This window comes from Vibrio sp. V23_P3S9T160, from assembly GCF_963886625.1.
GTDB lineage: Bacteria > Pseudomonadota > Gammaproteobacteria > Enterobacterales > Vibrionaceae > Vibrio > Vibrio anguillarum.
Genome location: NZ_CAWPDB010000119.1, coordinates 12,535 through 35,963 on the forward strand (window position 1 = coordinate 12,535; position 23,429 = coordinate 35,963).

Below are 23,429 nucleotides of genomic sequence, written 5' to 3' on the forward strand. Positions count from 1 at the left end.
CAACCCAACGGGCTAATCAGTGCTGAACGCGCTCATCACTCTTTAGCCCTTGGCTTTGCTTCCACATCAGCATCCCTTGATTGCTCAGCAATAGCGAAGTTTGTTATCCTCTCCAACTATTTAAATGCATGTTCTGACGATTCTTTCTAACTCATGTCAGAGCTAAGGCCGCTGCCATTCCTGTACAGTGGTCATTTTCACAGTCAGCCATTGATAATCGAGTGACGAATAACATGAGCAAATCCAGCGCATCTTCCGCCGAGTCTTCACCACAGCACACCCCGATGATGCGGCAATATCTGCAATTGAAAGCCGAAAACCCCGATATTCTGCTCTTTTATCGGATGGGCGATTTCTACGAGCTGTTTTACGATGACGCTAAACGCGCATCGCAATTGCTGGAAATATCACTCACCAAACGCGGTGCTTCTGCGGGTGAGCCTATTCCAATGGCGGGCGTTCCCTATCATGCCGTGGAAGGTTACTTAGCGAAATTGGTACAGCAGGGCGAATCCGTCGCGATTTGTGAACAAATTGGCGATCCTGCCACCAGCAAAGGCCCCGTTGAGCGTAAAGTGGTACGGATTGTCACGCCCGGTACGGTCACGGATGAAGCCTTGCTCTCTGAGCGAGTCGATAACTTAATTGCTGCCATCTACCACCACGATGGTCGCTTTGGCTACGCAACCTTAGACATCACTTCAGGGCGCTTCCAACTGAGTGAGCCAGAAACCGAAGAGGCGATGGCCGCCGAACTGCAACGCACCGCACCGCGCGAACTGCTCTTCCCTGAAGATTTCACGCCAGTCACTTTAATGGGCAACCGCAAAGGAAACCGTCGCCGCCCTATTTGGGAATTTGAGTTAGAGACAGCAAAACAGCAGTTGAACCAACAATTTGGTACGCGTGATTTGGTCGGTTTTGGCGTAGAACAGGCTAAACTGGGCTTATGCGCCGCTGGCTGCTTGATTCAATACGTGAAAGATACGCAGCGCACTGCACTGCCTCATATTCGTTCGCTGACGTTTGATCGCCAAGATCACTCGGTGATCTTAGATGCCGCCACGCGCCGTAATTTAGAGATCACGCAGAACTTGTCCGGTGGCTTTGATAACACCTTAGCGGAAGTGCTCGATCATTGCGCCACCCCAATGGGCAGCCGCATGCTCAAACGCTGGTTACACCAACCGATGCGCTGTATTGATACGCTGAATCAACGCCTTGATGCGATCGGCGAGTTGAAACAGCTTGCTCTGTTTAGTGAATTACAACCTGTGCTGAAACAGATTGGCGATATTGAACGTATTCTTGCTCGTTTGGCATTGCGTTCCGCTCGCCCAAGAGACTTAGCACGCCTGCGACATGCGATGCAGCAATTACCGCAGCTCAGTGAAATACTGCAACCCTTGTCTCAACCCCACTTAGTTCAGTTAACTCATCATGTACAACCATTAGATGAGCTGTGCACACTGCTTGAGCGAGCGATCAAAGACAACCCACCAGTTGTGATTCGTGATGGCGGTGTGATTGCTGATGGCTACAGCGCCAAACTGGATGAGTGGCGTGATTTAGCCAACGGTGCAACCGAATACTTGAATAAATTAGAAGCTGAAGAGCGCGAACGTCACGGCATTGATACGCTCAAAGTCGGCTACAACGCGATTCACGGTTTCTACATTCAAGTCAGCCGTGGCCAGAGTCACCTTGTTCCTCCCCACTATGTGCGCCGCCAAACGCTGAAAAATGCCGAGCGTTATATTATTGCTGAGCTAAAAGCGCATGAAGATAAAGTGCTCAACTCGAAATCAAAAGCACTGGCAGTGGAAAAGCAGCTTTGGGAAGAGTTATTTGACTTATTGTTGCCTCATTTAGAGCAGATGCAAAACCTTGCATCTTCGCTATCGCAGCTCGATGTGTTGCAAAACCTTGCTGAGCGCGCTGAAAGCTTAGATTACTGTCGCCCGACCTTGAGTAAAGAGCCAGCGATCCATATCCAAGCTGGCCGTCACCCTGTCGTTGAGCAAGTGATGAATGACCCCTTCATTGCCAACCCAATTGAGCTCAATCCGCAACGAAAAATGTTGATCATTACCGGGCCTAACATGGGCGGTAAATCGACCTACATGCGCCAAACTGCATTGATTACTTTATTAGCGCATATCGGTTGTTATGTACCAGCGGAAGCAGCACGCATCGGTTCGATTGACCGCATTTTCACCCGTATTGGAGCATCGGACGATCTCGCCTCTGGTCGCTCTACTTTCATGGTTGAAATGACCGAAACTGCCAACATTTTGCATAATGCGACACAAAATAGCTTGGTATTGATGGATGAAATTGGCCGCGGCACCAGTACCTATGATGGGTTATCACTGGCTTGGGCAAGTGCACAATGGCTCGCAAGCCAAATTGGCGCGCTAACGCTATTTGCCACTCATTATTTTGAGCTGACCGAGCTGCCAAACCAGCTACCTCACTTAGCCAACGTGCATTTAGATGCCGTGGAACATGGCGATAGCATTGCCTTTATGCATGCGGTTCAAGAAGGGGCGGCAAGTAAATCTTACGGCCTAGCAGTGGCAGGTCTTGCTGGCGTGCCTAAAGCGGTGATCAAAAACGCGCGCGCTAAACTGTCGCAGCTCGAGTTATTGAGCCAACAGCAGCCCAATGGTAGCAAAAGCTCAACCGTAGATATTGCTAATCAACTCAGTTTGATCCCAGACCCAAGCGAAGTCGAACAGGCATTAGCAGCTATTGACCCTGACGATCTAACGCCTCGCCAAGCATTAGAAGCGCTTTATCGCTTGAAGAAGCTAATGTAACAATCTGATATTAAAAATAAAAAAGGCATCGATTTTAAGTCGGTGCCTTTTGTGCTTTTATGCTTTTATGCTTTTATGAAATAGTTTATAAATCAATGATTTATAAATCAATAACGTTATCAATCAAGGTCTTGTTGAACCAACCTTTAGTCGTATTCAACATTAAACAGCGCTTCCATGTTCAAGCCTTGTTTAACCAAGATCTCTCTCAAACGACGTAGGCCTTCCACTTGAATTTGACGAACTCGTTCACGGGTTAAGTTAATTTCGCGCCCGACTTCTTCTAAGGTGGACGGTTCATAACCTAATAGCCCAAAACGGCGTGCAAGTACCTCTTTTTGTTTTGGGTTCAGTTCATCTAACCAATTCAGTAGTGATTCACGGATATCATCATCTTGCGTAGAAATTTCAGGATCAGAGTTGTTCGCATCTGGGATGATATCGAGTAGCGCTTTGTCACCATCGCCGCCAATCGGCGTATCGACAGAACTGATACGCTCGTTCAGACGCAGCATTTTACTGACATCTTCGACTGGCTTATCCAGTTGGAACGCAATTTCTTCTGCGGTAGGTTCATGATCTAACTTCTGCGATAGCTCGCGAGCGGTGCGAAGGTAGATATTCAACTCTTTAACAACGTGAATAGGCAAACGGATAGTGCGCGTTTGGTTCATTAATGCACGTTCAATGGTTTGACGGATCCACCAAGTAGCATAGGTTGAGAATCTAAAGCCACGTTCTGGATCAAATTTTTCTACCGCGCGGATCAAGCCTAAATTACCCTCTTCAATTAGATCGAGTAAAGCCAAGCCACGATTACCATAACGGCGAGAAATTTTAACGACCAAACGTAAGTTACTTTCGATCATGCGTTTACGAGCAGCTTCATCGCCTCTCAGTGAACGACGAGCATAAAGTACTTCTTCTTGAGCTGTTAATAATGGAGAAAAACCAATCTCGCTAAGATACATCTGTGTTGCATCTAAGCTTTTTGTTGACGCATCAAACCCTTCTTTGGCATCTTCGATTTGAACATCGTCATCGCTTTGGCTTTTAGTGGTGGTGAGTTCTTCATCAACCTCAATCGAATCCATGATCTCTTGGTCTTCAAACTCTTCGACTTTCGTTACTGCATTGCTGATACTCATAGCGCCTCCCCCTGGCGAGCTAGCAAGACATTACTACTTTCTAATGTCGCTACATGACTCTTTCAAGTATGTTTACGGTAAGTAGCGTTTTGGATTCACCGACTTACCTTGATAACGAATTTCAAAGTGTAAACGAACACTGCTGGTTCCTGAGCTGCCCATGGTTGCTATTTTTTGACCAGCCTTAACACTTTGTCCTTCTTTTACCAGTAACCGATCGTTATGAGCATAAGCACTGAGGTAGTTATCATTATGTTTTACAATCACAAGATTGCCATAACCTCTTAATGCATTTCCCGAATAGACAACGGTTCCTGCAGCAGTTGATAAAATGGATTGACCACGCTGTCCTGCGATGTCGATCCCTTTATTTCCTTGATCGCCTGCTGAAAAATTTTTAATTATTCTCCCTTGTGTCGGCCATAACCATTTTGAAACTTTATCATCTTTTGGTTTAGCAAAGGTTACATTAGCATTAACATTTTGCTTACCTTTTGAATCAACATACTCTTTTGGTTTCGATTGTTCAACTACCTTAGGAGGATCTTTTTTTGCGACTTTGGTCGAAGAACTTGCGGCATTAGATCCACTATTTTGATTAGAGTTTTTACTCACTCCGTCTACAACCATTGGGGGGGAAACTAAGCCAGCCATTGTGCTCGAAGGGGTTGTAGCCACAATGACTTCTGTTACACCACTACCACCGTAAGCAGGAGGCGTGTAATTGGGGATCCATAATTTGAGTTTTTGACCGGGATGAATGGTGTAAGGTTTTTTTAAATTATTGAAACGGATCAAGTCGTTTACATTTTTATCTGTGACATAAGATATAAAATAGAGCGTATCGCCTTTTTGCACTTCGTAAAAACTGCCGCGATAACTACCACGAGGAATGGCATTATAGTCTTTATTGAGCCCAGAAACGGGTGCAGGAGTATGAGCAGCACATCCGATAAGGACGCTACTAATTAGCACCATTATTACTCTGTTTCTTAGGTTACTCATCATCACTAAGCTAAATCACCGGCAACTAAAGGAACAAAACGCACCATCTCAATGGTGTTAGAAATAAAATCATCGCCTTGGCGAACTATTTTCAATAACTGTTGCTCACTACTGCCGACAGGGATCACTAAACGGCCACCTTCCGCAAGCTGATCAAGCAGCGCATTTGGGACAAATTCGGCCGCTGCCGTAACAATGATCGCATCAAAAGGAGCTTTAGCATCCCAGCCCAACCAGCCATCACCATGCTTAGTGGAGACGTTATAAATATCAAGTTGCTTTAAACGACGCTTCGCGTCCCACTGTAATGACTTGATCCGTTCAATCGAATACACGTGCTCAACCAACTGGGCAAGCACAGCGGTTTGATAACCCGATCCTGTGCCAATTTCTAAGACCTTACTCTGCGGCTCAAGTTCTAAAAGCTGCGTCATTTTTGCCACAATGTAAGGTTGTGAAATCGTTTGTCCTTGGCCTATCGGCAAGGCATTGTTGTCATAGGCTTGATGCATCATCGCCTGAGAAACAAAGCTTTCTCTTGGCAAACAATGAATGGCATCCAAAACGGTTTGATCTTGGATACCATTCGCGATCAGAAATTCAATTAATCTGTCGGCATGTGGATTGGCCATTACCCTTTTTCCTTCAACCAGTTATCCATACTTGGCAGTGACTCATGAGCCGTGAGATCAACTTGCAACGGCGTCAAGGAGACATAGCCATGCTCAATCGCATAGAAATCAGTCCCTTGCCCTGCATCTTGCTCTTTACCCGGAGGACCTAACCAATAAATATCATGCCCACGAGGATCTTTCTGCTTAATCATACTTTCTGCGTGATGGCGAGCACCTAAACGCGTCACTTGAATACCCGCTAACTCCTCAAATGGACGATCTGGTACGTTCACATTCAATAATCGATTGGTTGGGATCGGGGCATTGAGATGCTGTTCGACCAACTGGCGTGCTATCTGCGCTGCCGTAGTAAAATTAGCCGTCCCGACCAATGAAAACGCGATCGCTTGCACCCCAAGAAAGTGCCCTTCCATCGCCGCCGCAACCGTGCCCGAATAGAGCACGTCATCGCCCAAATTCGCACCATGATTGATGCCTGTCAGCACCAAATCAGGCAGATCATCTTTGAGCAGTTCATTGAGTGCAAAATGCACACAATCGGTTGGTGTGCCTTGCACTGAATAGGTATTGGGTGCAATGAGATCCACACGAAGCGGCTGCTCTAATGTCAGCGAATTGGAGGCTCCTGACCGATTACGATCCGGCGCGACAATCACGATCTCGGCGAGATCAGCCAGCGCGCGTGCTAGGGTATTTAAACCTTGCGCGTATACACCATCATCATTGCTTAATAAAATCTTCATCGAGTTTTTTCCTTAGAACTCGCGTTCAACCGCTATCTCTTCAACCAATTCGCGAATGACTGAGGTAGCAAAACTTCCTGCATCTAAATCAAAACGTAACGTCACATTGTCTTGTTCAACTGTCCAAGAAAGATTCTGAGGCTTAAGCATCACCGCCCGGCGCTCATGACGCATACGATTGCTGCGGATCAGTGCCATCAAGTCAGGTTCAGCATCAAGGTGAACTTGTTCTAAATCTAAAGCCTCGCCTTGCGTCGGTAGTGCGTTATCGCCCGCCAAAGCAGCACTTATTTGCACTTCATTCAATGCCAGCTTGTTATTGAGATCGGTAAGATTCGCCAAGGTGGCTAAGGTCGTTTTCTCTCCCTCAAGTGCGATATCTCCTTCGATAAATTGGTGTAACTTATCTTGCTCGATACGGGCAGAGACAATTTGGTTGAAAATCCACGAACGAGCCGCAGAGAGATACAAACTGCGCTGATTTTGGTTACGTGAACGCACGTTCTCTTTTCCCCAGCGACGCGCCTCACTGAGGTTATTGCCGTGATTGCCAAAACGTTGGCTACCAAAATAATTAGGCACACCGTGCGTGGCGATGTGCTCTAATCGCGTCACTACTTCGGCGGTGTCGGTGACTTCAGAAAGCGTGATTTCAAAATGATTGCCAACTAAATCACCGGGGCGCAACTTTTTATTGTGACGCGTAGTTTCCAGAATTTCGATGCTCGGATATTGAGCCAAAAACTCGGTGAAATCTGGCGTCTCACCTTTTGGTAAATGCACACTGAGCCACTGCTGCGTGACCGCATGACGATCTTTCAGACCAGCCCAACTCACATCTTTTGATTTCACACCACATGCTTTGGCCAATTCATTGACCACAAAACTGGTATTTTCACCGGTTTTACGAATATGAACCATTAAGTGCTCGCCGCTTCCTGCCAGTTCGAATCCTAAGTCTTCAATCACTTTAAAGTGCTCTGGCTTGGCTTTTATTTTGGCTTTAGCGGCTGGTTTACCACAAAGGTAAGCCAATGAAGATAATATATCTGACATGTTTTCATCCGTCGCTGACGCGAGTTGGCGGTAATAATAAAAACAGCGACGCATGAGCCGCTATTGCGCGTTACTGAGCGTGCCATTCGTTGGCGGTAGTCCATCAATAACGTGTTTTTACATAGAAGGAGAGGTAAGTGAATTACCATTACCTCTTCAATTTGTTGGGTCGTTTTATTAAGGCAATATTATGCTTTGATCAACCGTGCATTTAATCTGTAGTACATTTGATCAATAAGACAACCGCTTCGCAAGCAATACCTTCTTTGCGCCCAGTGAAACCAAGGCGCTCGGTTGTGGTTGCTTTGACGTTAATATTATCTAGCGTCGTTTCAAGATCTTGCGCAATGGCAGCGCACATCGCTTCAATATACGGCGCCATCTTCGGCGCTTGCGCGATAATGGTGACGTCGGCATTGCCTAAACGGTAGCCTTGCGCTTTCACACGGCGATAGACATCTTTCAATAATTCACGGCTATCTGCCCCTTTCCATTTATCATCGGTATCGGGGAAATGGCGGCCAATATCACCTGCGGCAATCGCGCCAAGCAGCGCATCACTTAAAGCATGCAAGGCGACATCACCATCGGAATGAGCAATTAAGCCTTGCTCATAAGGAACGGCAATTCCCCCAATGATGACTGGGCCTTCACCGCCAAATTTATGAACATCAAAACCGTGGCCAATTCTAATCATGGTTATTTCCTATTGCGGCTAGTGAGGAAGTACGACCTAAGTAAAACTCAGCTAAAGCGAGATCTTCGGGTTGCGTAATTTTGAGATTATCCGCTCGCCCAGCGACCAACGCTGGATGTAACCCTTGCCACTCCATTGCGGATGCTTCATCGGTGATGATGACTTGCTGATCTAACGCGTCCGACAAAGCCTCAAAAAGCGGCTTGGCTCTAAACATCTGGGGGGTGAGTGCATGCCATAATGCGACGCGATCAACGGTATGATCAATGTTGTTTTCGCCATCAGCACGCTTCATTGTGTCTCGAACAGGTGCAGCTAAAATCGCACCTACTGGATGCTCTTTAGCCGTCGTAATCAATCGGTCAATATCTGCAAAAGTAAGACAAGGCCGCGCTGCATCATGCACGAGAACCCATTCACCTAGGGAATTAGCCAAAACATATTGCAGCGCCGAGAGCACCGAGTCGGCTCGCTCTTGACCACCGCTGACACGAATAACATTGGGGTTAGTGGCTAATGGCAGAGCAAAATAGTAAGGATCATCGTCACTGACGGCGACAACAACGCGATCAATATTAGGGTGCGCGAGCAGCGTCGCTATTGTGTGTTCGAGAACGGTTTTGTTGTATATGGTTAAATACTGTTTCGGACGATCTGCTTGCATTCGGCTGCCGACACCAGCAGCCGGTACAATCGCGGTAAGAGAAAGCGTACTGTGCGGCATTTATTGACTATCCTCACCGACCAATCGATAGAAAGTTTCACCTTCTTTTATCATTCCTAATTCATGACGCGCTCGCTCTTCAATCGCGTCCAATCCTTGCCGTAAATCATCAATTTCGACGAACATTTCCGAATTTCGTAGCGTTAGGTTTTCGTTTACTTGTTGCTGCACGTCAATTTCATCGACAATGGTTCGATAATCAGCAATGCCATTTTTACCGAGCCACAAATCGTACTGTAATAAACCGAATAATAACGCCAATGTCACCGCAAAAAGTCGCATCACATCTATAACCATTCAAAACGTTCACTATGAAAGAGAACGTAAACGATAAACAAAGCGTGCTGTTTAAAAAAAGTGACGCTCTAACACAGCACGAAAATGATGGCTATTTATACCACAAGCCTTTATTTAACTCATCATTAGGAACGCAAATAAGCCGCCACCCAGAATTAAACGGTAAATGACAAACGGAGTCATACCCATTTTAGAAATCAGTTTTAAGAAGAAATGGATACAAATATAAGCACTGATAAAGGAGGTCAGGATACCCGTCATTAAGAAACCAAAATGCACAGGTTCGCCACTGGTCACCAGCTTTAACCCTAAATAGCCACCCGCCAAAACAATGATAGGAATCGACATCAAGAAAGAAAAACGCGCGGCCGCTTCACGAGTAAAACCAAGATACAACGCCGCAGTGATGGTCGCTCCTGAGCGAGAGGTACCGGGGATCACCGCAACCGCTTGTGCCAAACCAATCATCAGCGATTTTTTCCAATCGGCTTGGTATTCATCATCCGCTAATGGAGCGTTTTTATCGACATACCACAGTAATAGACCAAAAATAATAGTGGTGGTTGCTATCACCCAAGCACTGCGTAGGTAGAGTTCAACAATATCTTTCATAAAAAAGCCGAAAATACAGGCAGGAATGGTTGCTAGTACGATCATCCATGCCAGTTTCGATTCTTTACTGCGCTCGCCTTTAAAAATCGAGGCAAAAAAAGCGCGCAGTAAAGTCACGACTTCTTTCCTAAAATAGATAACCACGGCAGCTAATGTGCCGACATGCACCGCCACATCAAAGGCAAGACCTTGATCTTCCCAGCCTAAAATGGCTGAAGGCAAAATTAAATGGGCGGAGCTGGAGATAGGTAAAAATTCGGTTAAGCCTTGAATCAAAGCCAAAAAAAACGCTTCTAAATAACTCATTACTGACTCTTATTAATTAATGTCGAACCAAAGTTTGACAGGGGTGAGCGATTCTAAGTTGATCGCCTGTTGCCATATTTGACGCACACTACGACCATCATTGGGAACGATCCGTTCCGGTGACAAATCGTAAAGTGGTTGTATGACAAATGGATATTTAAAGATATCACTGCGTGGCAGTTCAGGATCTTGCGCTGAAATTTCTTCACCAAACAAGATGATATCGAGATCTAAGGTGCGATCTTGAAATTTTTTCGCCTGCGGGTCGCGCCCCCATCGAGCTTCAATCGCTCGAAGTTGCGCCACGAAATCACTCAACGAAAGCCTTGTTTCCAGCGCAACGACTAAATTATAAAAGGCCGCACTATTGAACCCAACCGATGCACATTCGTAAATGGTCGAGATCTGTAGATGATTTCCGATGGTCGACAATTCCTCGATGGCCGCTTCGATATGTTTGCGTCTTTCAATATTAGAACCGACGCCAACATAGACCGTAGTCATGCATGGCCTCGTTCAATGATAACGCCAACACTGGATGCCTGTGCTACCGCGCCGGGCTTTGCTAAGCGAATTTTAACCCAAGGAACAGAAAAACGCTGCATCAGAAGCTCTGCTACTTCTTCTGCAACACGCTCTACCAATAAAAAGCGACCATTTTCAATATGTGCGATCACCGCTTGACTCACTTGTGCGTAGTCTAATGCATCGATCACATCATCACTTTTACCTGCAGGTTGATTGTCGTGCGCCATTTCGATGTCGAGCACCAACTTCTGCTTAATCTCTTGTTCCCAATCATACACGCCAATAGTCGTGATTACCGTCAGCTGCTCAATAAAGACTTTGTCCATTTTTGCGTCTCTTCCTCTAGAGGTCGGATACCCTAATTACGTAAAAAATCGTACTATTTTGCCTAATCGCGATATCATATACCCAAACTGAGTCGAGATGCGAAATCCAAAACATTTTTTTGCTTTTCATCATGGTTAACAATGGCTTGTGAACTTGCTTTAGGGCATTTCCACTGCAGAGGTACTTATGACACCACTCGCACTGATAATGATCATTTCTGCCTATTTACTGGGTTCGATCTCAAGTGCGGTGTTGATCTGCCGTTTATTACGCCTGCCCGATCCTCGCAATATGGGCTCAAATAACCCCGGTGCAACTAACGTATTACGCATTGGTGGAAAAAAAGCCGCCATCGCGGTACTGCTGTGTGACATGCTCAAAGGTACTATTCCAGTATGGGGCAGCTACTATTTGGGGATTGACCCCATTCTATTGGGCCTAGTTGCCATCGCCGCTTGCCTTGGCCATATGTATCCTATTTTCTTTCATTTTAAAGGCGGAAAAGGTGTTGCAACAGCACTGGGAGCAATAGCACCGATCGGTTTAGATCTCACCGCACTTATCATATTGACTTGGGTCAGCGTTGCATTTTTATTTCGCTATTCATCCTTAGCGGCTTTGGTTACCGTGCTGCTCGCTCCGTTCTACACTTGGTTGATCAAACCGCAATATACCTTACCGGTAGCAATGCTGTGCTGCCTTATCGTGTTTCGTCATCACCAAAATATTAAGCGGTTATTTGCTGGCACAGAGCCGAAAGTGGGTGAGAAAAAAACGCTTGGTTCTTGAGCTAGCTTGGATGATGGATAAACCCGCTTGCAAATAACGTCAATGACGAATAAGTAAAAGGCCTCTTACGAAGCCTTTTTTGATTAAGCATGACCCGCTAATAAGGGAAGACTAGCTAAGCGCTTTTTTCAAGAAACGGGTCAACATGGCGGTAACGTATTCAGGTTGCTCTAAGTTACTGATATGTCCAGCATTAGCAATAACCTCTAACTCACTGCCGTGAATGGCATCATTCATTAAGTAAGCCTCAAGAGGCGGACGAGGCATATCTTCAGCGCCAGCTGCAATCAACACTGGCAACCTCAATTGCTCCACCTCTTCAATCATGTCACGACGACCGAAGATCATTTTCCCCAACCGAGCCACTTCCACCGCTTGTTGACCAGTAAGCGCCGATAAGTGTTGCTTGAATCCAGCCACTAATGCCGGAGATTTCTGCTCGCCATCTTTTGCAAAAAACATCGGTACAACTGCATCAACAATCGGTGATGGCACTTGCTGCATCGCCGCAATCGCATCGAGCATGGCAAAATATTTTGCATGGCTGACTTCAGGCTCTAGACCAACAAAGGTATCCATCATCACTAATGATTTCACGCGCGCAGGCGCAAGAACGGCTAACTCAGCCCCCCACATTCCACCTACAGAAAGACCAATGATAGAAAACTGCTCAATCGATAAGTGGTCCATCAAAGCCAAAATATGCTGAGCATAATCTTTTAGTGTGTTCATGGATGACGGTGCGAAATCTGACTGACCATGCGCCCATAAATCAGGCACGATACAGCGGTAGTGTTGACTCAACGCTTCCACCTGAGGTGCCCACATTGCGCTATCCCACAGATAGCTGTGACCGAAAACAAGCACTTCACCTTGTCCTTGATCCAAATAACGCATCTGGCAATCATCAATAACAAATGTCTTCATTGTGAATCCAATATTAGTAAAGTAGGTTGGCATTGTAGCATTGATATGAGCGATAACAGCTCAGAGCAGAATGTAAGCAATGGCTAATTAAAATCAATACAGAACGCCACAGAAACGGAAGTACCAAAGAACAAAACGGCCTCTAAAAAGAGACCGTTGCGACACCCGCTAAATAATGGGTTTAAGTTGATCAATCGGCCAGCGAGGTGTTGCCTGCACCGCTAAATCGACTGTTTCACCATTTTTTAAACGCTGCATACCCGCATAAGCAATCATTGCACCGTTGTCGGTACAAAACTCAGTACGCGGGTAATACACTTCGCCACCGATTTTTTTCGCCAGTGCGCCAAGCTCAGCACGTAACTGCTTATTGGCACTCACACCACCAGCAATAACAATACGTTTCATGCTTGTTTGCTCAAGGGCTCGCTTGCACTTAATCACTAAAGTGCCACACACCGCCTCTTGAAAGGCGTACGCAATATCCGCTCGGGTCTGATCATCATTCTCATTAGCTGCAATCGTATTGGCTGTAAATGTTTTTAAACCAGAGAAACTCATGTCTAACCCTGGCCGATCCGTCATCGGACGCGGAAACTTAAAACGCCCTGGCGTTCCTTTTTCAGCCAAACGAGCCAACAATGGCCCCCCGGGATAATCAAGCCCCATCAGCTTCGCGGTTTTATCAAACGCCTCACCGGCCGCGTCATCAATAGACTCACCGAGGATCTTATATTCACCAATCCCTTTCACCTCTACCATCATGGAATGACCACCGGAAACCAGTACGGCCACAAACGGAAACGGAGGCGGATTATCTTCAAGCATCGGAGCTAAAAGGTGCCCTTCCATATGGTGAACAGGCACCGCTGGCACATTCCACGCATAAGCCAAACTACGGCCAATCGTCGCACCAACAAGCAGCGCACCCACTAAACCAGGACCGGCGGTGTAAGCCACACCATCAATATCCGCAGGCGTCAAATTCGCTTCAGCCATCGCTGCTTTTATCAGTGGAATGGTCTTTTTAACATGGTCTCTAGAAGCAAGCTCCGGCACCACACCGCCGTAATCGGCGTGCAGTTTTACTTGGCTATACAATTGATGAGAAAGTAAGCCTTTCTCTTCGTCATAAATGGCGATTCCAGTCTCGTCACACGAGGTTTCAATACCAATAATGCGCATAATTTTCTCAGCACGCTTTCATCAACAATTGGAAATGGCCGCCATGTTACCCCGCCTTGGCTCCGTAAACAAATTTTGTACAGACTATAATCGACAAAGTGCTTTACAAAGCTATTGCGATCGGATTAAAATTCCGCACCATTTTTGATCAAGCTGATAACCGAGCAAACAGACAAGAAATCTTGTGGTTTAAGCCTCAAAATATCAGCGTTAACGAATAACCCCTGAGGTGAAAGGCATATGCCAATAGTTAAAGTACGTGAAAACGAACCGTTCGATGTTGCATTACGTCGTTTCAAGCGCTCTTGCGAAAAAGCAGGTATCCTTTCTGAAGTGCGTCGTCGTGAGCACTATGAAAAACCAACTACCGTTCGCAAACGCGCTAAAGCAGCAGCTCAAAAGCGTCACGCTAAGAAGCTAGCTCGCGAAAACGCACGTCGCGTTCGCCTGTACTAATAACCTTTTTCCATTAAGGAACGAGAGTTATGGCTCTAATTGATATCCTCAAAGAAGAGCAAAAATTAGCGATGAAAGCCAAGGATAAAGTACGCCTTGGCACTATTCGTTTAGCCTTATCCGCGATCAAACAACGAGAAGTCGACGAGCAGATCACTCTGAACGACGACGATATTCTTGCTGTGATGGTAAAAATGGTTAAACAGCGTCGCGACTCTGTCGCTCAATATGAAGCTGCCAATCGTCAAGATCTCGCAGATGCAGAGCAAGCAGAAATCACTATCCTTGAGGCATTTATGCCTCAGCCGTTGAGCGATGATGAAGTGAGCGCATTAATTGATGATGCGATCACCCAGTCCGCTGCTGCTGGCATGCAAGACATGGGGAAAGTGATGGCTGTCTTGAAACCGCAAATTCAAGGGCGTGCAGATATGGGTAAAGTCAGCGGATTAGTTCGAACTAAACTCGCTTAAATGCCCGCATCAAATTGCATCAAGCCGTGCTATCCTCTGGAGCGCACGGCTTGTTTGTATCTAATCATTCGTTTTAATCTTTTCTTTTAGGTTTTATGGCAGGACACATCCCTCGCAGTTTTATTGATGATCTCCTTGCTCGACTTGATATTGTCGACATCATAGACGCACGTGTGAAACTTAAGAAAAAAGGTAAGAACTACGGTGCTTGCTGCCCATTTCATAATGAAAAAACGCCCTCATTTAGTGTAAGCCAAGAAAAACAGTTCTATCACTGCTTTGGTTGTGGCGTGCATGGCAACGCCATCGACTTCATGATGGAATATGAACGCCTTGAATTCGTCGAGGCCATCGAAGAATTGGCTTCTTTTGTGGGGCTAGAAGTTCCCCGAGAGCAACGCTCTAGTGGCCATTTCTCATCAGCCCCTAAAGCCAATAGTGAAGAAAAACGCACCCTTTATGACTTAATGGGCAGCATTGCGCAGTTTTACCGCAACCAACTCAAAGTTCCGGGTAATCGTCATGCCATCGAGTACCTAAAAGATCGCGGTCTTTCTGGCGAAATCGTGCAGAAATTTGGTATTGGCTATATCGCTGACGAATGGGATTTAGTGCGCAAAAACTTCGGTCAGCAACAAGAAAGCCAAGAGATGCTCGTCACTGGCGGCATGTTGATCGAAAATGACAAAGGCAACCGCTACGATCGTTTTCGTGGACGTATTATGTTTCCCATTCGCGACCGCCGCGGACGAGTGATCGGCTTTGGTGGACGCGTTACGGGTGATGGAACGCCAAAATACCTGAACTCCCCAGAAACCCCCATTTTCCATAAAGGTAAAGAGCTGTATGGCCTATACGATGTCATGCAAGCCTATCGTGAACCCCCGCAAATATTAGTGGTTGAAGGTTATATGGATGTGGTGGCTCTGGCGCAATATGGGATCGACTACTCGGTTGCTTCGCTAGGAACCTCAACTACTGGCGATCACCTGCAACTGCTTTTTCGCCAAACCAATACGGTGGTCTGTTGCTATGATGGTGACCGAGCAGGGCGAGAAGCGGCGTGGCGCGCACTGGAAAATGCGTTGAGTTATCTCAAAAGTGGCAATATTCTTAAATTTCTGTTTTTACCTGACGGTGAAGACCCAGATAGCTACATCAGAACCCATGGAAAAGCGGCCTTTGAACAGTTAGTGCAAGATGCTGAACCCCTATCCAAATACCTATTCACCAACCTACTGTCACAAGTTGATGTCGGTAATAACGAAGGGAAAGCGGCGCTTGAGGCGCTGGCACTACCACTGATTAATAAAGTGCCAGACACATCTCTACAAGCGCAATTGCTCAAAATATTAGGGCAAAAAACTGGGATTTATAAAAAGCCATCACTGCCAGAATCAGACAAACACCGCTCACAGCCACACAAAGAGCTCAAACGCACACCGATGCGTGAAGTGATCGCTTTGCTTATTCAAAATCCAAGCTATGCTGAAATGGTGCCTGATATTTCCAGCGTTCAATCCTTGCCCATACCCGGTTTAAGTTTATTAATTGAGGTACTTGAGAATTGTCAAGCGTACCCCAATATTACTACAGGCCAATTGCTTGAACACTGGCGCGGTAATAAAAACGAGACCCTTCTGTCTCGCCTCGCAAGTTGGGAAATTCCACTTGTTGAAGACAACCAAGAAGAACTATTTTTAGATTCATTGGACAAAATATTGGCTCAATGCATCGAAAAGCAAATTGAAAACCTGCAGGCAAAAGAAAGAAGCGTCGGTTTATCAGCCGAAGAGAGACGGGAGCTTCAAGACTTAATGAAAGACTTGAAAGCGTAACCCAGTTTAAATAGTCAGCAATGAATAAATTTGTTAGTATATGTGGTTTGCATTTCGCATACTAATTCCTTCACCAGATATGAAGTTGGATACCGTCTATGGATCAAAATCCGCAGTCACAGCTAAAACTACTTGTCATTAAAGGCAAAGAGCAAGGCTATCTGACCTACGCCGAAGTAAATGACCACCTACCAGCAGAAATCGTAGATTCCGAGCAGGTAGAAGATATCATTCAGATGATCAATGACATGGGCATTAAGGTGGTAGAAACTGCCCCTGATGCCGATGATCTTGCTCTAAATGATGACAACGCAATCACCGATGAGGATGCTGCCGAAGCTGCAGCCGCTGCATTATCCAGTGTAGAAAGCGAAATTGGTCGTACTACCGACCCTGTGCGCATGTATATGCGCGAAATGGGTACCGTAGAACTGCTGACTCGCGAAGGTGAAATTGATATCGCTAAGCGTATTGAAGATGGTATTAACCAAGTTCAACGCGCAGTGGCTGAATATCCAGGCACCATTCCATACATCTTAGAGCAATTTGACAAAGTTCTTGCTGAAGAACTTCGTTTAACAGACCTGATATCAGGTTTTGTTGATCCTGACTCAGATGCAACGAACGCCCCAACAGCGACCCATATCGGTTCAGAGCTTGCTAGCGCTGACCTTGCTGATGAAGACGATCTTGATGATGACGACGATGACGACAGCGAAGATACTGACTCTGAAGAAGATGCAGGAATCGACCCTGAGCTTGCGCTAGAAAAATTCACCGAACTACGCAACAAGTATCAAAATCTTCAACTCGCGAAAAATGAGCATGGCTATGACAGCAATAAAGCCGCCCAAGCCACCGAGTTGATGTTGGATATTTTCCGTGAATTCCGACTCACGCCAAAGCAATTTGACTACCTAGTCAACAAGCTTCGCACCTCTATGGATCGCGTTCGTACTCAAGAACGTCTGATCATGAGAGCTGCGGTCGAATACGGTAAAATGCCTAAGAAATCATTCATTGCCTTATTCACTGGCAATGAATCAAGCGATGCATGGTTAGATGAAGTACTCGCTTCAGAAAAACCTTATGCAGAAAAAATCAGACAGCAAGAAGAAGACATTCGTCGTTCAATTCATAAATTGAAAATGATCGAAGAAGAAACGTCTTTGAATGTACAAAACATTAAAGACATCAGCCGTCGCATGTCTATCGGTGAAGCGAAAGCTCGTCGAGCGAAAAAAGAGATGGTTGAAGCAAACTTGCGCCTGGTTATTTCTATCGCGAAGAAATACACCAACCGTGGCCTGCAGTTCTTGGATCTTATCCAAGAAGGTAATATCGGCCTGATGAAAGCGGTAGATAAGTTTGAATACCGCCGTGGTTATAAGTTCTCAACTTACGCCACTTGGTGGATTCGCCAAGCTATCACACGTTCAATTGCAGACCAAGCACGTACTATTCGTATTCCAGTGCACATGATCGAAACGATCAACAAACTGAATCGAATCTCACGTCAGATGCTGCAAGAGATGGGCCGTGAGCCTCTGCCAGAAGAATTGGCAGAACGCATGCAAATGCCAGAAGATAAAATTCGTAAAGTACTGAAAATTGCTAAAGAGCCAATCTCTATGGAGACACCTATCGGTGACGACGAAGATTCGCATCTTGGTGACTTTATCGAGGATACAACCCTTGAACTACCACTTGATTCTGCTACGGCCACCAGCCTAAGAGCAGCGACTCGTGACGTTCTTGCTGGCCTAACTCCTCGCGAAGCGAAAGTACTGCGTATGCGTTTCGGTATTGACATGAATACAGACCATACGCTAGAAGAAGTTGGTAAGCAGTTTGACGTAACGCGTGAGCGTATCCGCCAAATTGAAGCGAAAGCACTGCGTAAACTGCGTCACCCAAGCCGCTCTGAAACATTGCGCAGCTTCCTAGACGAGTAATCGCAACCTATCCAATCTAAAAGGTGAGCTTGTGCTCACCTTTTTTGTATCTCATAGTTTAAGTGGATAAAAACTAAGCGCATTTACCCTATTTTGCGGGTAGACACTCATAACTCCATCCCCTATAATCACACACCTAATTTGGCCCCTTAGCTCAGTGGTTAGAGCAGTCGACTCATAATCGATTGGTCCCCAGTTCAAGTCTGGGAGGGGCCACCAAATTCCAGAAGGTTAGTAAGCGTAGTGTTTACTAACCTTTTTTTTGTACCTGACGATTTTGGGTCAGGTAATGGGTCAGGTAAGCCCCAATCACGCACTCTTCTCTGCCTTCTTCCAATACTAATCCGAATACTACGCTGTTGCCAAATGTGTCCTTCTGGCTGATAAATATCTCTCATAGAGAACAAAGAGAGGGATTGAACTCGCAAACCAACCATAAGTAACTTAAGTTGCACTTATAGATAATTTCTTATACATTCACTACAAAAGTGCGTTATAGTGAACTTATATATTAAGACGAACCCAATAGTGACAAAAGTACATTAAAAGGCACTTATGAAAAAAGGTAAGATGGTAAAGGCACAACCTATGCCTGATTTGAATACCGAGTTCAGTATGGAAACGCTGGGGAGCGCCATTCGCTCAAAGCGTACAGATAGAGGCTGGCGTATTGATGATCTCGCTTCAAAAGCCAACTTATCTCGTAGAACAGTCATGAAAGTAGAAAAAGGCGATACCAGTGTCACCTTTGCCAATGTACTCGTCCTCATGGACATCTTAGGGCTATCGTTACGCCTTATCGATTTAAACCTATTTGTTCGTCCACATAGCCAAATAACCTACCAAGCTGAAAACAGCGTGAGAAGCAATGAGGACGGTTGGTATGAGTAAGTTACAACAGTTAGACGTGTTTATCGGTACGAATACCAAAATTGGTCGTTTGATTCTTCCTGTCGGAACAGAAACAGAGTTTTCATTCATCTATGAAGATGAATGGAAACACACTGGTTTCCCAATTTCGCCACACATCCCTTTCGATGATAAGGCTTCGCCACGTAGTATTGAGAACTACCTCAGAAATCTCCTTCCTGAAGGAGAAGCCTTTGAGGAGATGATACAAAACACTACTATCTCCAAAAGCAACACGTTCGGGCTGATTCGTAAGCTTGGTGCGGAAACATCTGGCGCATTATCTTTTCGAGTTCCAGAATCAGAACCTCAAGAAACTAGTTTTAGACCTGTACCTGATGATGAACTAATAGAACGACTAGAGAGAAATCTAGCGCCATTAGTATATTGGGACGGTAAGGTTCGCCTTTCGGTTGCTGGTGTGCAAAACAAATTAAACTTACTTAAGCGCGGTGATGAATGGGGGTTTGGTGAAGGCAAATTAAGTTCGAACTACATTCTGAAGTTTGAAAGCGGTAGAGCACCGTGTATTGCTGTTAATGAGTTCTTTTGCATGACATTAGCCAAGCTAGCAGGTTTGGACGTCGCTAATGTTGAGTTAACTCGCATTGGGAACACTAGGACACTGATCATAGAGCGGTTCGATCGTGCCTATATTGAAGCTCGTGATGTCGTTCAACGAAGACATGTGATTGATGGCTGTCAGGCGACTGACTTACCTCCAGGTTACAAATACGAGCGTCAGAATGGGGATGAAGGTGATGGCGTATATATGCGTGATGGTGTTTCTTTCCCATGCCTACTGTGCGTCAAAACCATAGACACGGTCATCACTAACCTAAAGCTCACCCAATGGATGCTCTTTAATCTAGCAACGCTAAACTACGATGCCCATGGTAAAAATATTAGTTTCTTCGTCACCCCTAAAGGTCTGGAACTGACCCCTTTTTATGATTTAGTAAACATAGAAGCAATCGCTCAAGAGGGAGCAAAACGCAACTCACGAAGCGGTAAATTGTCTGCTGATGAGGGCCGTGCCGCCAGCATCCCTCAATATTTTGCAATGTCGATTGGAGATTGGGAAAGTGAAGACTTTCAAAATCCGCCGAAAGGTAACTTCAAACGCCCTATCACCAGCTATGATTTAGCTGAATTCGGCGCTCTGCTGAGTTATTCAGGCACCAAAATGGCTTCCATAATGGTAGAAACCGTTGGTGCTATAAAAAATGCTCTGAAGGAAGCGATTGACCTTACCGAAGCTCAAGGAATCGACGATGGGGAACGTGAACACATAGAGCTATGTGTGTCACTCATCCAAACAGAGTGTGAACATTTACTAAGTCAGGCCGAGAGTGTACCAGAAATGAGTGAGCTTCTTTAAATTAGAAAGTTTTTTATTGGCAATGAGTTAATCTACATAACAAGTTGCGAGTGCCAAAATAGTTATCGAGACTGAGAGTACTGCTCCCCACGCCCAGGTGTACATACTTCTTCTTTCTGTTATAAAAAGGTAACTCTTCTCAAAATATGCATCATTTTCGAGTAGATTATCCATATCCTCTCGAGTTAATACCGATTCATACGTCTTTTTAAATTACTCATACATTTCTCTGAAGCGCACTTGCTCCTGCTTAGACTCATACCATGCCAAGCCAAATAAGCCCGAGAATACAGCTAGGGCAAACATTATCATTGAAACAAAAAGTGGAGATCCAATGAATGTAAATAATTCAGTATATGTTTTCAGCTCACTACCTTTAGTAAATATCCGAAACAGTATTGTTGATATCGCAAAAGTCGTAACACCAAGAACGCCTGTTTTGATTGAGTTTGCTATTTTTTCTGCTACTTCACTTGCCTTTTGAGAAGTAATTTGAACCTGTTCAGCTACTTTTTTCGTTGTCTCGATATAACTCTTCACATCGTCTTTCTGAGACAAGATAAAACTAGAATATGCCGAAGTTAAAACTGGTGGACTAACACTCAACAAGTCATCAACATGTAAAGGAATAATATTTCGCGCTACACCAAGCTTATCGACCGTATTACCCTCATAAATCCATTGATACAACTCCCACAAAGCACTCGCATCTATGTGCTTTAATGCATCAAAGTCGTAGGTTCCAGAGATATCTTTTAGTCCCTTCAAGCGGTACTCTATACCTTGCTCAGTAATGATCGCAAAGTTGCTTAAAAAGCTAATCAAATAAGCATTATGTAAGGCATTAAAAAGAAGGCATATTGAAGTAAATTCACCTCCTAATGCTTCTGTGATCTTGAAGTTTTCAGGTAGCAAAAACCACTCTGATGCATTTGCAAAATGACCAAGAGAACCTCTCAGCCGATGAATTTCACCTGCTCTATAATGGCTAAAATGAGGCTCAAATAGCTCAATGTTAAATTCATCGTTTGGAATAAAGTAAAAATAGTCTGTATGCAATGAACGACTGTAGTCCCCAATAAGAGCTACCCCATTAACCCCTTTTCTCCAGTAACGCTCAGAAAAAGAACGATGGAGCTGAGCTAAAGTCAGGCTATTCAGGTAAGATGAGAGTGCATCTAATGAATAAACATTGTCTACCAGTACACCATCTTTTGATTCAAGTAATTGCTTTGAAATAGATAAAGACACAGATACATGTTCATCTCCCTCTAAACTGCTTATTTCTCGACGTAAGTCTTCAAGTTTTTCATGGGTTTTCGGGATAGATGTATGATTCGAAAACTCTATCGACTCGCCAACATCATAGAATATTTTGAGGGTAAACTTATCTTGGTGTTTTCGGTGTGAGTCAAGAAATTGAGACAATGACTCAACATCGCTCTCAACTAAGCTATCCAACTTACTTGATGCACAGAAATACATGAGAGATTCATTCATACTCTCCCACGTATCTATTGGCTTTTGCCAAATTCTGCTCACACTATCTAGCATTATGCCTCTCAATCCTCACTTTTTTTGAAGTACTCGAAACCTTCATCAGAGAAAACAACGATACCTTTTCGCCCGTTTTCCTCATAAGGCAGAATCGTTTCATCTAGGTTTTCGATACCATCTTTCAAACTTAATTCAATCTTGTCCGTCAACCCGATAGATGTTGTGCGCTTTTTCGCTTTTATATCTTCCATATCTATCTGAAAGTGTGGGTCAAATGCCTGCTTACCAGTCTTCTTATTAGGTAAATCCCTTAAGCTATTGGCAAAGTCTTTAGCAAGAAAGTTCTTATCCAAAGGTTTGTGTGAATCAAATACTGTCTCAACTAATTCGGCGTACACAACCGTTTTGCCTTCATTGTTTCTTAGATAAGTAATCAGATGATTACGAAGAGCCAAGTGATCAGCCTTAAACCCATCACGCTTAACTTTTCTAAGTGCAATGTCGATAGCGTTAAACGCATTTGCTGTATTTACATTATCAGATCTTACTGGATATACATCCAGGAATTTTACCCAGAATGCGTTAGTTCTTGATACAAGTAAGCTAGTAGAAGATCCTTTTTCAAATCTTATTAAAGCAGTATTCAGCGCTTTTTTTTCAGTAGGCAAACCGTATTGATGCTCAAAATCAATAACATTCGCAAACTCTTCTTGTTCCATCTTAACAAGGACTAATAAATCGACATTTGCATTCGGTTTACAGTGGATAATCAGTAAGCTACCAGGTGTAACCTTCTTGTTTAAGTGATCAATACTCCTTTGAGATGCCTGCTGTTCTACCAATAGCTCAGCAGAAAACTTGTCACACATTACAGTCCAGTGAGGTAAATGATCTCGATAGGTTAGAAACTCTTTCTCAACAAGTGAGCCACTATTAAAAATAAACTCTTGAGCGTTACTAGTGTTCTGAGTATGTTTAACTGCTTCTTTCGCAAAATCTTGAAAATTTTGTTTAGAACTAGCATGTCCTATAAATTCGGAATAAGTACCTTTCTGTATATCAATATGGTAGCAGGCAGTATTCATATATTGCATAAATAGATCCCTTTACGTTGTTAGT

At 44.7% G+C, this 23,429-nt stretch carries 23 protein-coding genes and 1 tRNA gene; 9 read left to right on the forward strand and 15 right to left on the reverse strand.

Annotated features, from left to right (window positions below; genetic code table 11):
• Positions 1 to 233: 233 nt before the first annotated feature.
• Complete coding sequence (mutS, locus tag AACU59_RS08830; protein WP_094145180.1) at positions 234 to 2,822, forward strand: DNA mismatch repair protein MutS; 2,589 nt, start codon at positions 234 to 236, stop codon at positions 2,820 to 2,822.
• Positions 2,823 to 2,968: 146 nt separating this feature from the next.
• Here the strand turns inward: mutS and rpoS are convergent, their stop codons facing one another.
• From rpoS to folB, 11 genes are all read right to left on the reverse strand, one after another.
• Positions 2,969 to 3,970 (reverse strand): RNA polymerase sigma factor RpoS, encoded by a 1,002-nt coding sequence (rpoS, locus tag AACU59_RS08835; RefSeq protein WP_017047531.1) that lies wholly within the window; start codon positions 3,968 to 3,970, stop codon positions 2,969 to 2,971.
• 72 nt (positions 3,971 to 4,042) lie between these two features.
• Positions 4,043 to 4,975, reverse strand: coding sequence for a murein hydrolase activator NlpD (gene nlpD / locus AACU59_RS08840; RefSeq protein ID WP_176428543.1), 933 nt, complete (start codon positions 4,973 to 4,975; stop codon positions 4,043 to 4,045).
• Between the two features lie 5 nt (positions 4,976 to 4,980).
• On the reverse strand, positions 4,981 to 5,607 hold the full coding sequence (locus tag AACU59_RS08845; protein ID WP_013857716.1) for a protein-L-isoaspartate(D-aspartate) O-methyltransferase: 627 nt from the start codon (positions 5,605 to 5,607) through the stop codon (positions 4,981 to 4,983).
• The gene (gene surE, locus AACU59_RS08850; protein ID WP_010320454.1) at positions 5,607 to 6,353 is read right to left on the reverse strand and encodes a 5'/3'-nucleotidase SurE; all 747 of its coding nucleotides are present in this window, start codon (positions 6,351 to 6,353) and stop codon (positions 5,607 to 5,609) included. Before surE ends, AACU59_RS08845 begins: the two co-directional genes overlap by 1 nt.
• Before the next feature lie 12 nt (positions 6,354 to 6,365).
• Positions 6,366 to 7,409 carry a tRNA pseudouridine(13) synthase TruD gene (truD, locus tag AACU59_RS08855; protein WP_443280860.1) on the reverse strand — a complete coding sequence of 348 codons (1,044 nt, stop codon included), beginning with the start codon at positions 7,407 to 7,409 and terminating at the stop codon, positions 6,366 to 6,368.
• A 211-nt stretch (positions 7,410 to 7,620) separates the two neighbouring features.
• Entirely contained in the window at positions 7,621 to 8,106 is a 486-nt protein-coding gene (gene ispF / locus AACU59_RS08860; RefSeq protein ID WP_013857718.1) for a 2-C-methyl-D-erythritol 2,4-cyclodiphosphate synthase, read from the reverse strand.
• Positions 8,099 to 8,830, reverse strand: a complete 732-nt coding sequence (gene ispD, locus AACU59_RS08865; protein ID WP_094145183.1) for a 2-C-methyl-D-erythritol 4-phosphate cytidylyltransferase — start codon at positions 8,828 to 8,830, stop codon at positions 8,099 to 8,101. Before ispD ends, ispF begins: the two co-directional genes overlap by 8 nt.
• Positions 8,831 to 9,112, reverse strand: a complete 282-nt coding sequence (gene ftsB / locus AACU59_RS08870; RefSeq protein WP_026027578.1) for a cell division protein FtsB — start codon at positions 9,110 to 9,112, stop codon at positions 8,831 to 8,833.
• A 129-nt stretch (positions 9,113 to 9,241) separates the two neighbouring features.
• The gene (locus AACU59_RS08875) at positions 9,242 to 10,045 is read right to left on the reverse strand and encodes an undecaprenyl-diphosphate phosphatase (RefSeq protein ID WP_017046711.1); all 804 of its coding nucleotides are present in this window, start codon (positions 10,043 to 10,045) and stop codon (positions 9,242 to 9,244) included.
• A gap of 12 nt (positions 10,046 to 10,057) precedes the next feature.
• The gene (gene folK, locus AACU59_RS08880; RefSeq protein WP_064624371.1) at positions 10,058 to 10,549 is read right to left on the reverse strand and encodes a 2-amino-4-hydroxy-6-hydroxymethyldihydropteridine diphosphokinase; all 492 of its coding nucleotides are present in this window, start codon (positions 10,547 to 10,549) and stop codon (positions 10,058 to 10,060) included.
• Positions 10,546 to 10,899 (reverse strand): bifunctional dihydroneopterin aldolase/7,8-dihydroneopterin epimerase, encoded by a 354-nt coding sequence (folB, locus tag AACU59_RS08885; RefSeq protein WP_017046709.1) that lies wholly within the window; start codon positions 10,897 to 10,899, stop codon positions 10,546 to 10,548. Before folB ends, folK begins: the two co-directional genes overlap by 4 nt.
• 187 nt (positions 10,900 to 11,086) lie before the next feature.
• Between folB and plsY the strand changes: the two genes are divergently transcribed.
• Positions 11,087 to 11,689 (forward strand): glycerol-3-phosphate 1-O-acyltransferase PlsY, encoded by a 603-nt coding sequence (plsY, locus tag AACU59_RS08890; protein ID WP_094145184.1) that lies wholly within the window; start codon positions 11,087 to 11,089, stop codon positions 11,687 to 11,689.
• 111 nt (positions 11,690 to 11,800) lie between these two features.
• On the opposite strand, the gene AACU59_RS08895 is transcribed toward plsY, so the two are convergent.
• Positions 11,801 to 12,649 carry an alpha/beta fold hydrolase gene (locus tag AACU59_RS08895; protein ID WP_013857724.1) on the reverse strand — a complete coding sequence of 283 codons (849 nt, stop codon included), beginning with the start codon at positions 12,647 to 12,649 and terminating at the stop codon, positions 11,801 to 11,803.
• Positions 12,650 to 12,784: 135 nt separating this feature from the next.
• Positions 12,785 to 13,801, reverse strand: coding sequence for a tRNA (adenosine(37)-N6)-threonylcarbamoyltransferase complex transferase subunit TsaD (gene tsaD, locus AACU59_RS08900; RefSeq protein ID WP_094145185.1), 1,017 nt, complete (start codon positions 13,799 to 13,801; stop codon positions 12,785 to 12,787).
• Positions 13,802 to 14,041: 240 nt separating this feature from the next.
• Here tsaD and rpsU point away from each other — a divergent pair, with 240 nt between their 5' ends.
• The 7 genes from rpsU (at position 14,042) to AACU59_RS08935 (ending at position 20,813) form a co-directional block, all read left to right on the forward strand.
• Positions 14,042 to 14,257: a 30S ribosomal protein S21 gene (rpsU, locus tag AACU59_RS08905; protein ID WP_004396009.1), complete on the forward strand. Its 216-nt coding sequence runs from the start codon at positions 14,042 to 14,044 to the stop codon at positions 14,255 to 14,257.
• Between the two features lie 29 nt (positions 14,258 to 14,286).
• Entirely contained in the window at positions 14,287 to 14,730 is a 444-nt protein-coding gene (locus tag AACU59_RS08910) for a GatB/YqeY domain-containing protein (RefSeq protein ID WP_010318215.1), read from the forward strand.
• A gap of 95 nt (positions 14,731 to 14,825) precedes the next feature.
• Positions 14,826 to 16,568: a DNA primase gene (dnaG, locus tag AACU59_RS08915; RefSeq protein WP_094145186.1), complete on the forward strand. Its 1,743-nt coding sequence runs from the start codon at positions 14,826 to 14,828 to the stop codon at positions 16,566 to 16,568.
• A 98-nt stretch (positions 16,569 to 16,666) separates the two neighbouring features.
• Positions 16,667 to 18,523 (forward strand): RNA polymerase sigma factor RpoD, encoded by a 1,857-nt coding sequence (rpoD, locus tag AACU59_RS08920; protein WP_013857727.1) that lies wholly within the window; start codon positions 16,667 to 16,669, stop codon positions 18,521 to 18,523.
• Positions 18,524 to 18,666: 143 nt separating this feature from the next.
• A tRNA-Ile gene (locus AACU59_RS08925) sits at positions 18,667 to 18,742 on the forward strand.
• A 336-nt stretch (positions 18,743 to 19,078) separates the two neighbouring features.
• Positions 19,079 to 19,414, forward strand: coding sequence for a helix-turn-helix domain-containing protein (locus AACU59_RS08930; protein WP_069499240.1), 336 nt, complete (start codon positions 19,079 to 19,081; stop codon positions 19,412 to 19,414).
• Entirely contained in the window at positions 19,407 to 20,813 is a 1,407-nt protein-coding gene (locus AACU59_RS08935; RefSeq protein WP_069499239.1) for a HipA domain-containing protein, read from the forward strand. The genes AACU59_RS08930 and AACU59_RS08935 overlap by 8 nt, the downstream gene beginning before the upstream one ends.
• Before the next feature lie 213 nt (positions 20,814 to 21,026).
• On the opposite strand, the gene AACU59_RS08940 is transcribed toward AACU59_RS08935, so the two are convergent.
• Together AACU59_RS08940 and AACU59_RS08945 are read right to left on the reverse strand one after the other, a co-directional pair.
• Positions 21,027 to 22,313, reverse strand: a complete 1,287-nt coding sequence (locus tag AACU59_RS08940; RefSeq protein ID WP_161437607.1) for a hypothetical protein — start codon at positions 22,311 to 22,313, stop codon at positions 21,027 to 21,029.
• A gap of 62 nt (positions 22,314 to 22,375) precedes the next feature.
• The gene (locus AACU59_RS08945) at positions 22,376 to 23,404 is read right to left on the reverse strand and encodes a nucleoid-associated protein (RefSeq protein ID WP_161437608.1); all 1,029 of its coding nucleotides are present in this window, start codon (positions 23,402 to 23,404) and stop codon (positions 22,376 to 22,378) included.
• Positions 23,405 to 23,429 lie beyond the last annotated feature (25 nt).

Coding starts and splice junctions, on each gene's coding strand:
- mutS (WP_094145180.1), top strand. CDS start 234: ATGAGCAAATCCAGCGCATCTTCCGCCGAGTCTTCACCACAGCACACC.
- rpoS (WP_017047531.1), bottom strand. CDS start 3,970: ATGAGTATCAGCAATGCAGTAACGAAAGTCGAAGAGTTTGAAGACCAA.
- nlpD (WP_176428543.1), bottom strand. CDS start 4,975: ATGAGTAACCTAAGAAACAGAGTAATAATGGTGCTAATTAGTAGCGTC.
- AACU59_RS08845 (WP_013857716.1), bottom strand. CDS start 5,607: ATGGCCAATCCACATGCCGACAGATTAATTGAATTTCTGATCGCGAAT.
- surE (WP_010320454.1), bottom strand. CDS start 6,353: ATGAAGATTTTATTAAGCAATGATGATGGTGTATACGCGCAAGGTTTA.
- truD (WP_443280860.1), bottom strand. CDS start 7,409: ATGTCAGATATATTATCTTCATTGGCTTACCTTTGTGGTAAACCAGCC.
- ispF (WP_013857718.1), bottom strand. CDS start 8,106: ATGATTAGAATTGGCCACGGTTTTGATGTTCATAAATTTGGCGGTGAA.
- ispD (WP_094145183.1), bottom strand. CDS start 8,830: ATGCCGCACAGTACGCTTTCTCTTACCGCGATTGTACCGGCTGCTGGT.
- ftsB (WP_026027578.1), bottom strand. CDS start 9,112: ATGCGACTTTTTGCGGTGACATTGGCGTTATTATTCGGTTTATTACAG.
- AACU59_RS08875 (WP_017046711.1), bottom strand. CDS start 10,045: ATGAGTTATTTAGAAGCGTTTTTTTTGGCTTTGATTCAAGGCTTAACC.
- folK (WP_064624371.1), bottom strand. CDS start 10,549: ATGACTACGGTCTATGTTGGCGTCGGTTCTAATATTGAAAGACGCAAA.
- folB (WP_017046709.1), bottom strand. CDS start 10,899: ATGGACAAAGTCTTTATTGAGCAGCTGACGGTAATCACGACTATTGGC.
- plsY (WP_094145184.1), top strand. CDS start 11,087: ATGACACCACTCGCACTGATAATGATCATTTCTGCCTATTTACTGGGT.
- AACU59_RS08895 (WP_013857724.1), bottom strand. CDS start 12,649: ATGCCAACCTACTTTACTAATATTGGATTCACAATGAAGACATTTGTT.
- tsaD (WP_094145185.1), bottom strand. CDS start 13,801: ATGCGCATTATTGGTATTGAAACCTCGTGTGACGAGACTGGAATCGCC.
- rpsU (WP_004396009.1), top strand. CDS start 14,042: ATGCCAATAGTTAAAGTACGTGAAAACGAACCGTTCGATGTTGCATTA.
- AACU59_RS08910 (WP_010318215.1), top strand. CDS start 14,287: ATGGCTCTAATTGATATCCTCAAAGAAGAGCAAAAATTAGCGATGAAA.
- dnaG (WP_094145186.1), top strand. CDS start 14,826: ATGGCAGGACACATCCCTCGCAGTTTTATTGATGATCTCCTTGCTCGA.
- rpoD (WP_013857727.1), top strand. CDS start 16,667: ATGGATCAAAATCCGCAGTCACAGCTAAAACTACTTGTCATTAAAGGC.
- AACU59_RS08930 (WP_069499240.1), top strand. CDS start 19,079: ATGAAAAAAGGTAAGATGGTAAAGGCACAACCTATGCCTGATTTGAAT.
- AACU59_RS08935 (WP_069499239.1), top strand. CDS start 19,407: ATGAGTAAGTTACAACAGTTAGACGTGTTTATCGGTACGAATACCAAA.
- AACU59_RS08940 (WP_161437607.1), bottom strand. CDS start 22,313: ATGAATGAATCTCTCATGTATTTCTGTGCATCAAGTAAGTTGGATAGC.
- AACU59_RS08945 (WP_161437608.1), bottom strand. CDS start 23,404: ATGCAATATATGAATACTGCCTGCTACCATATTGATATACAGAAAGGT.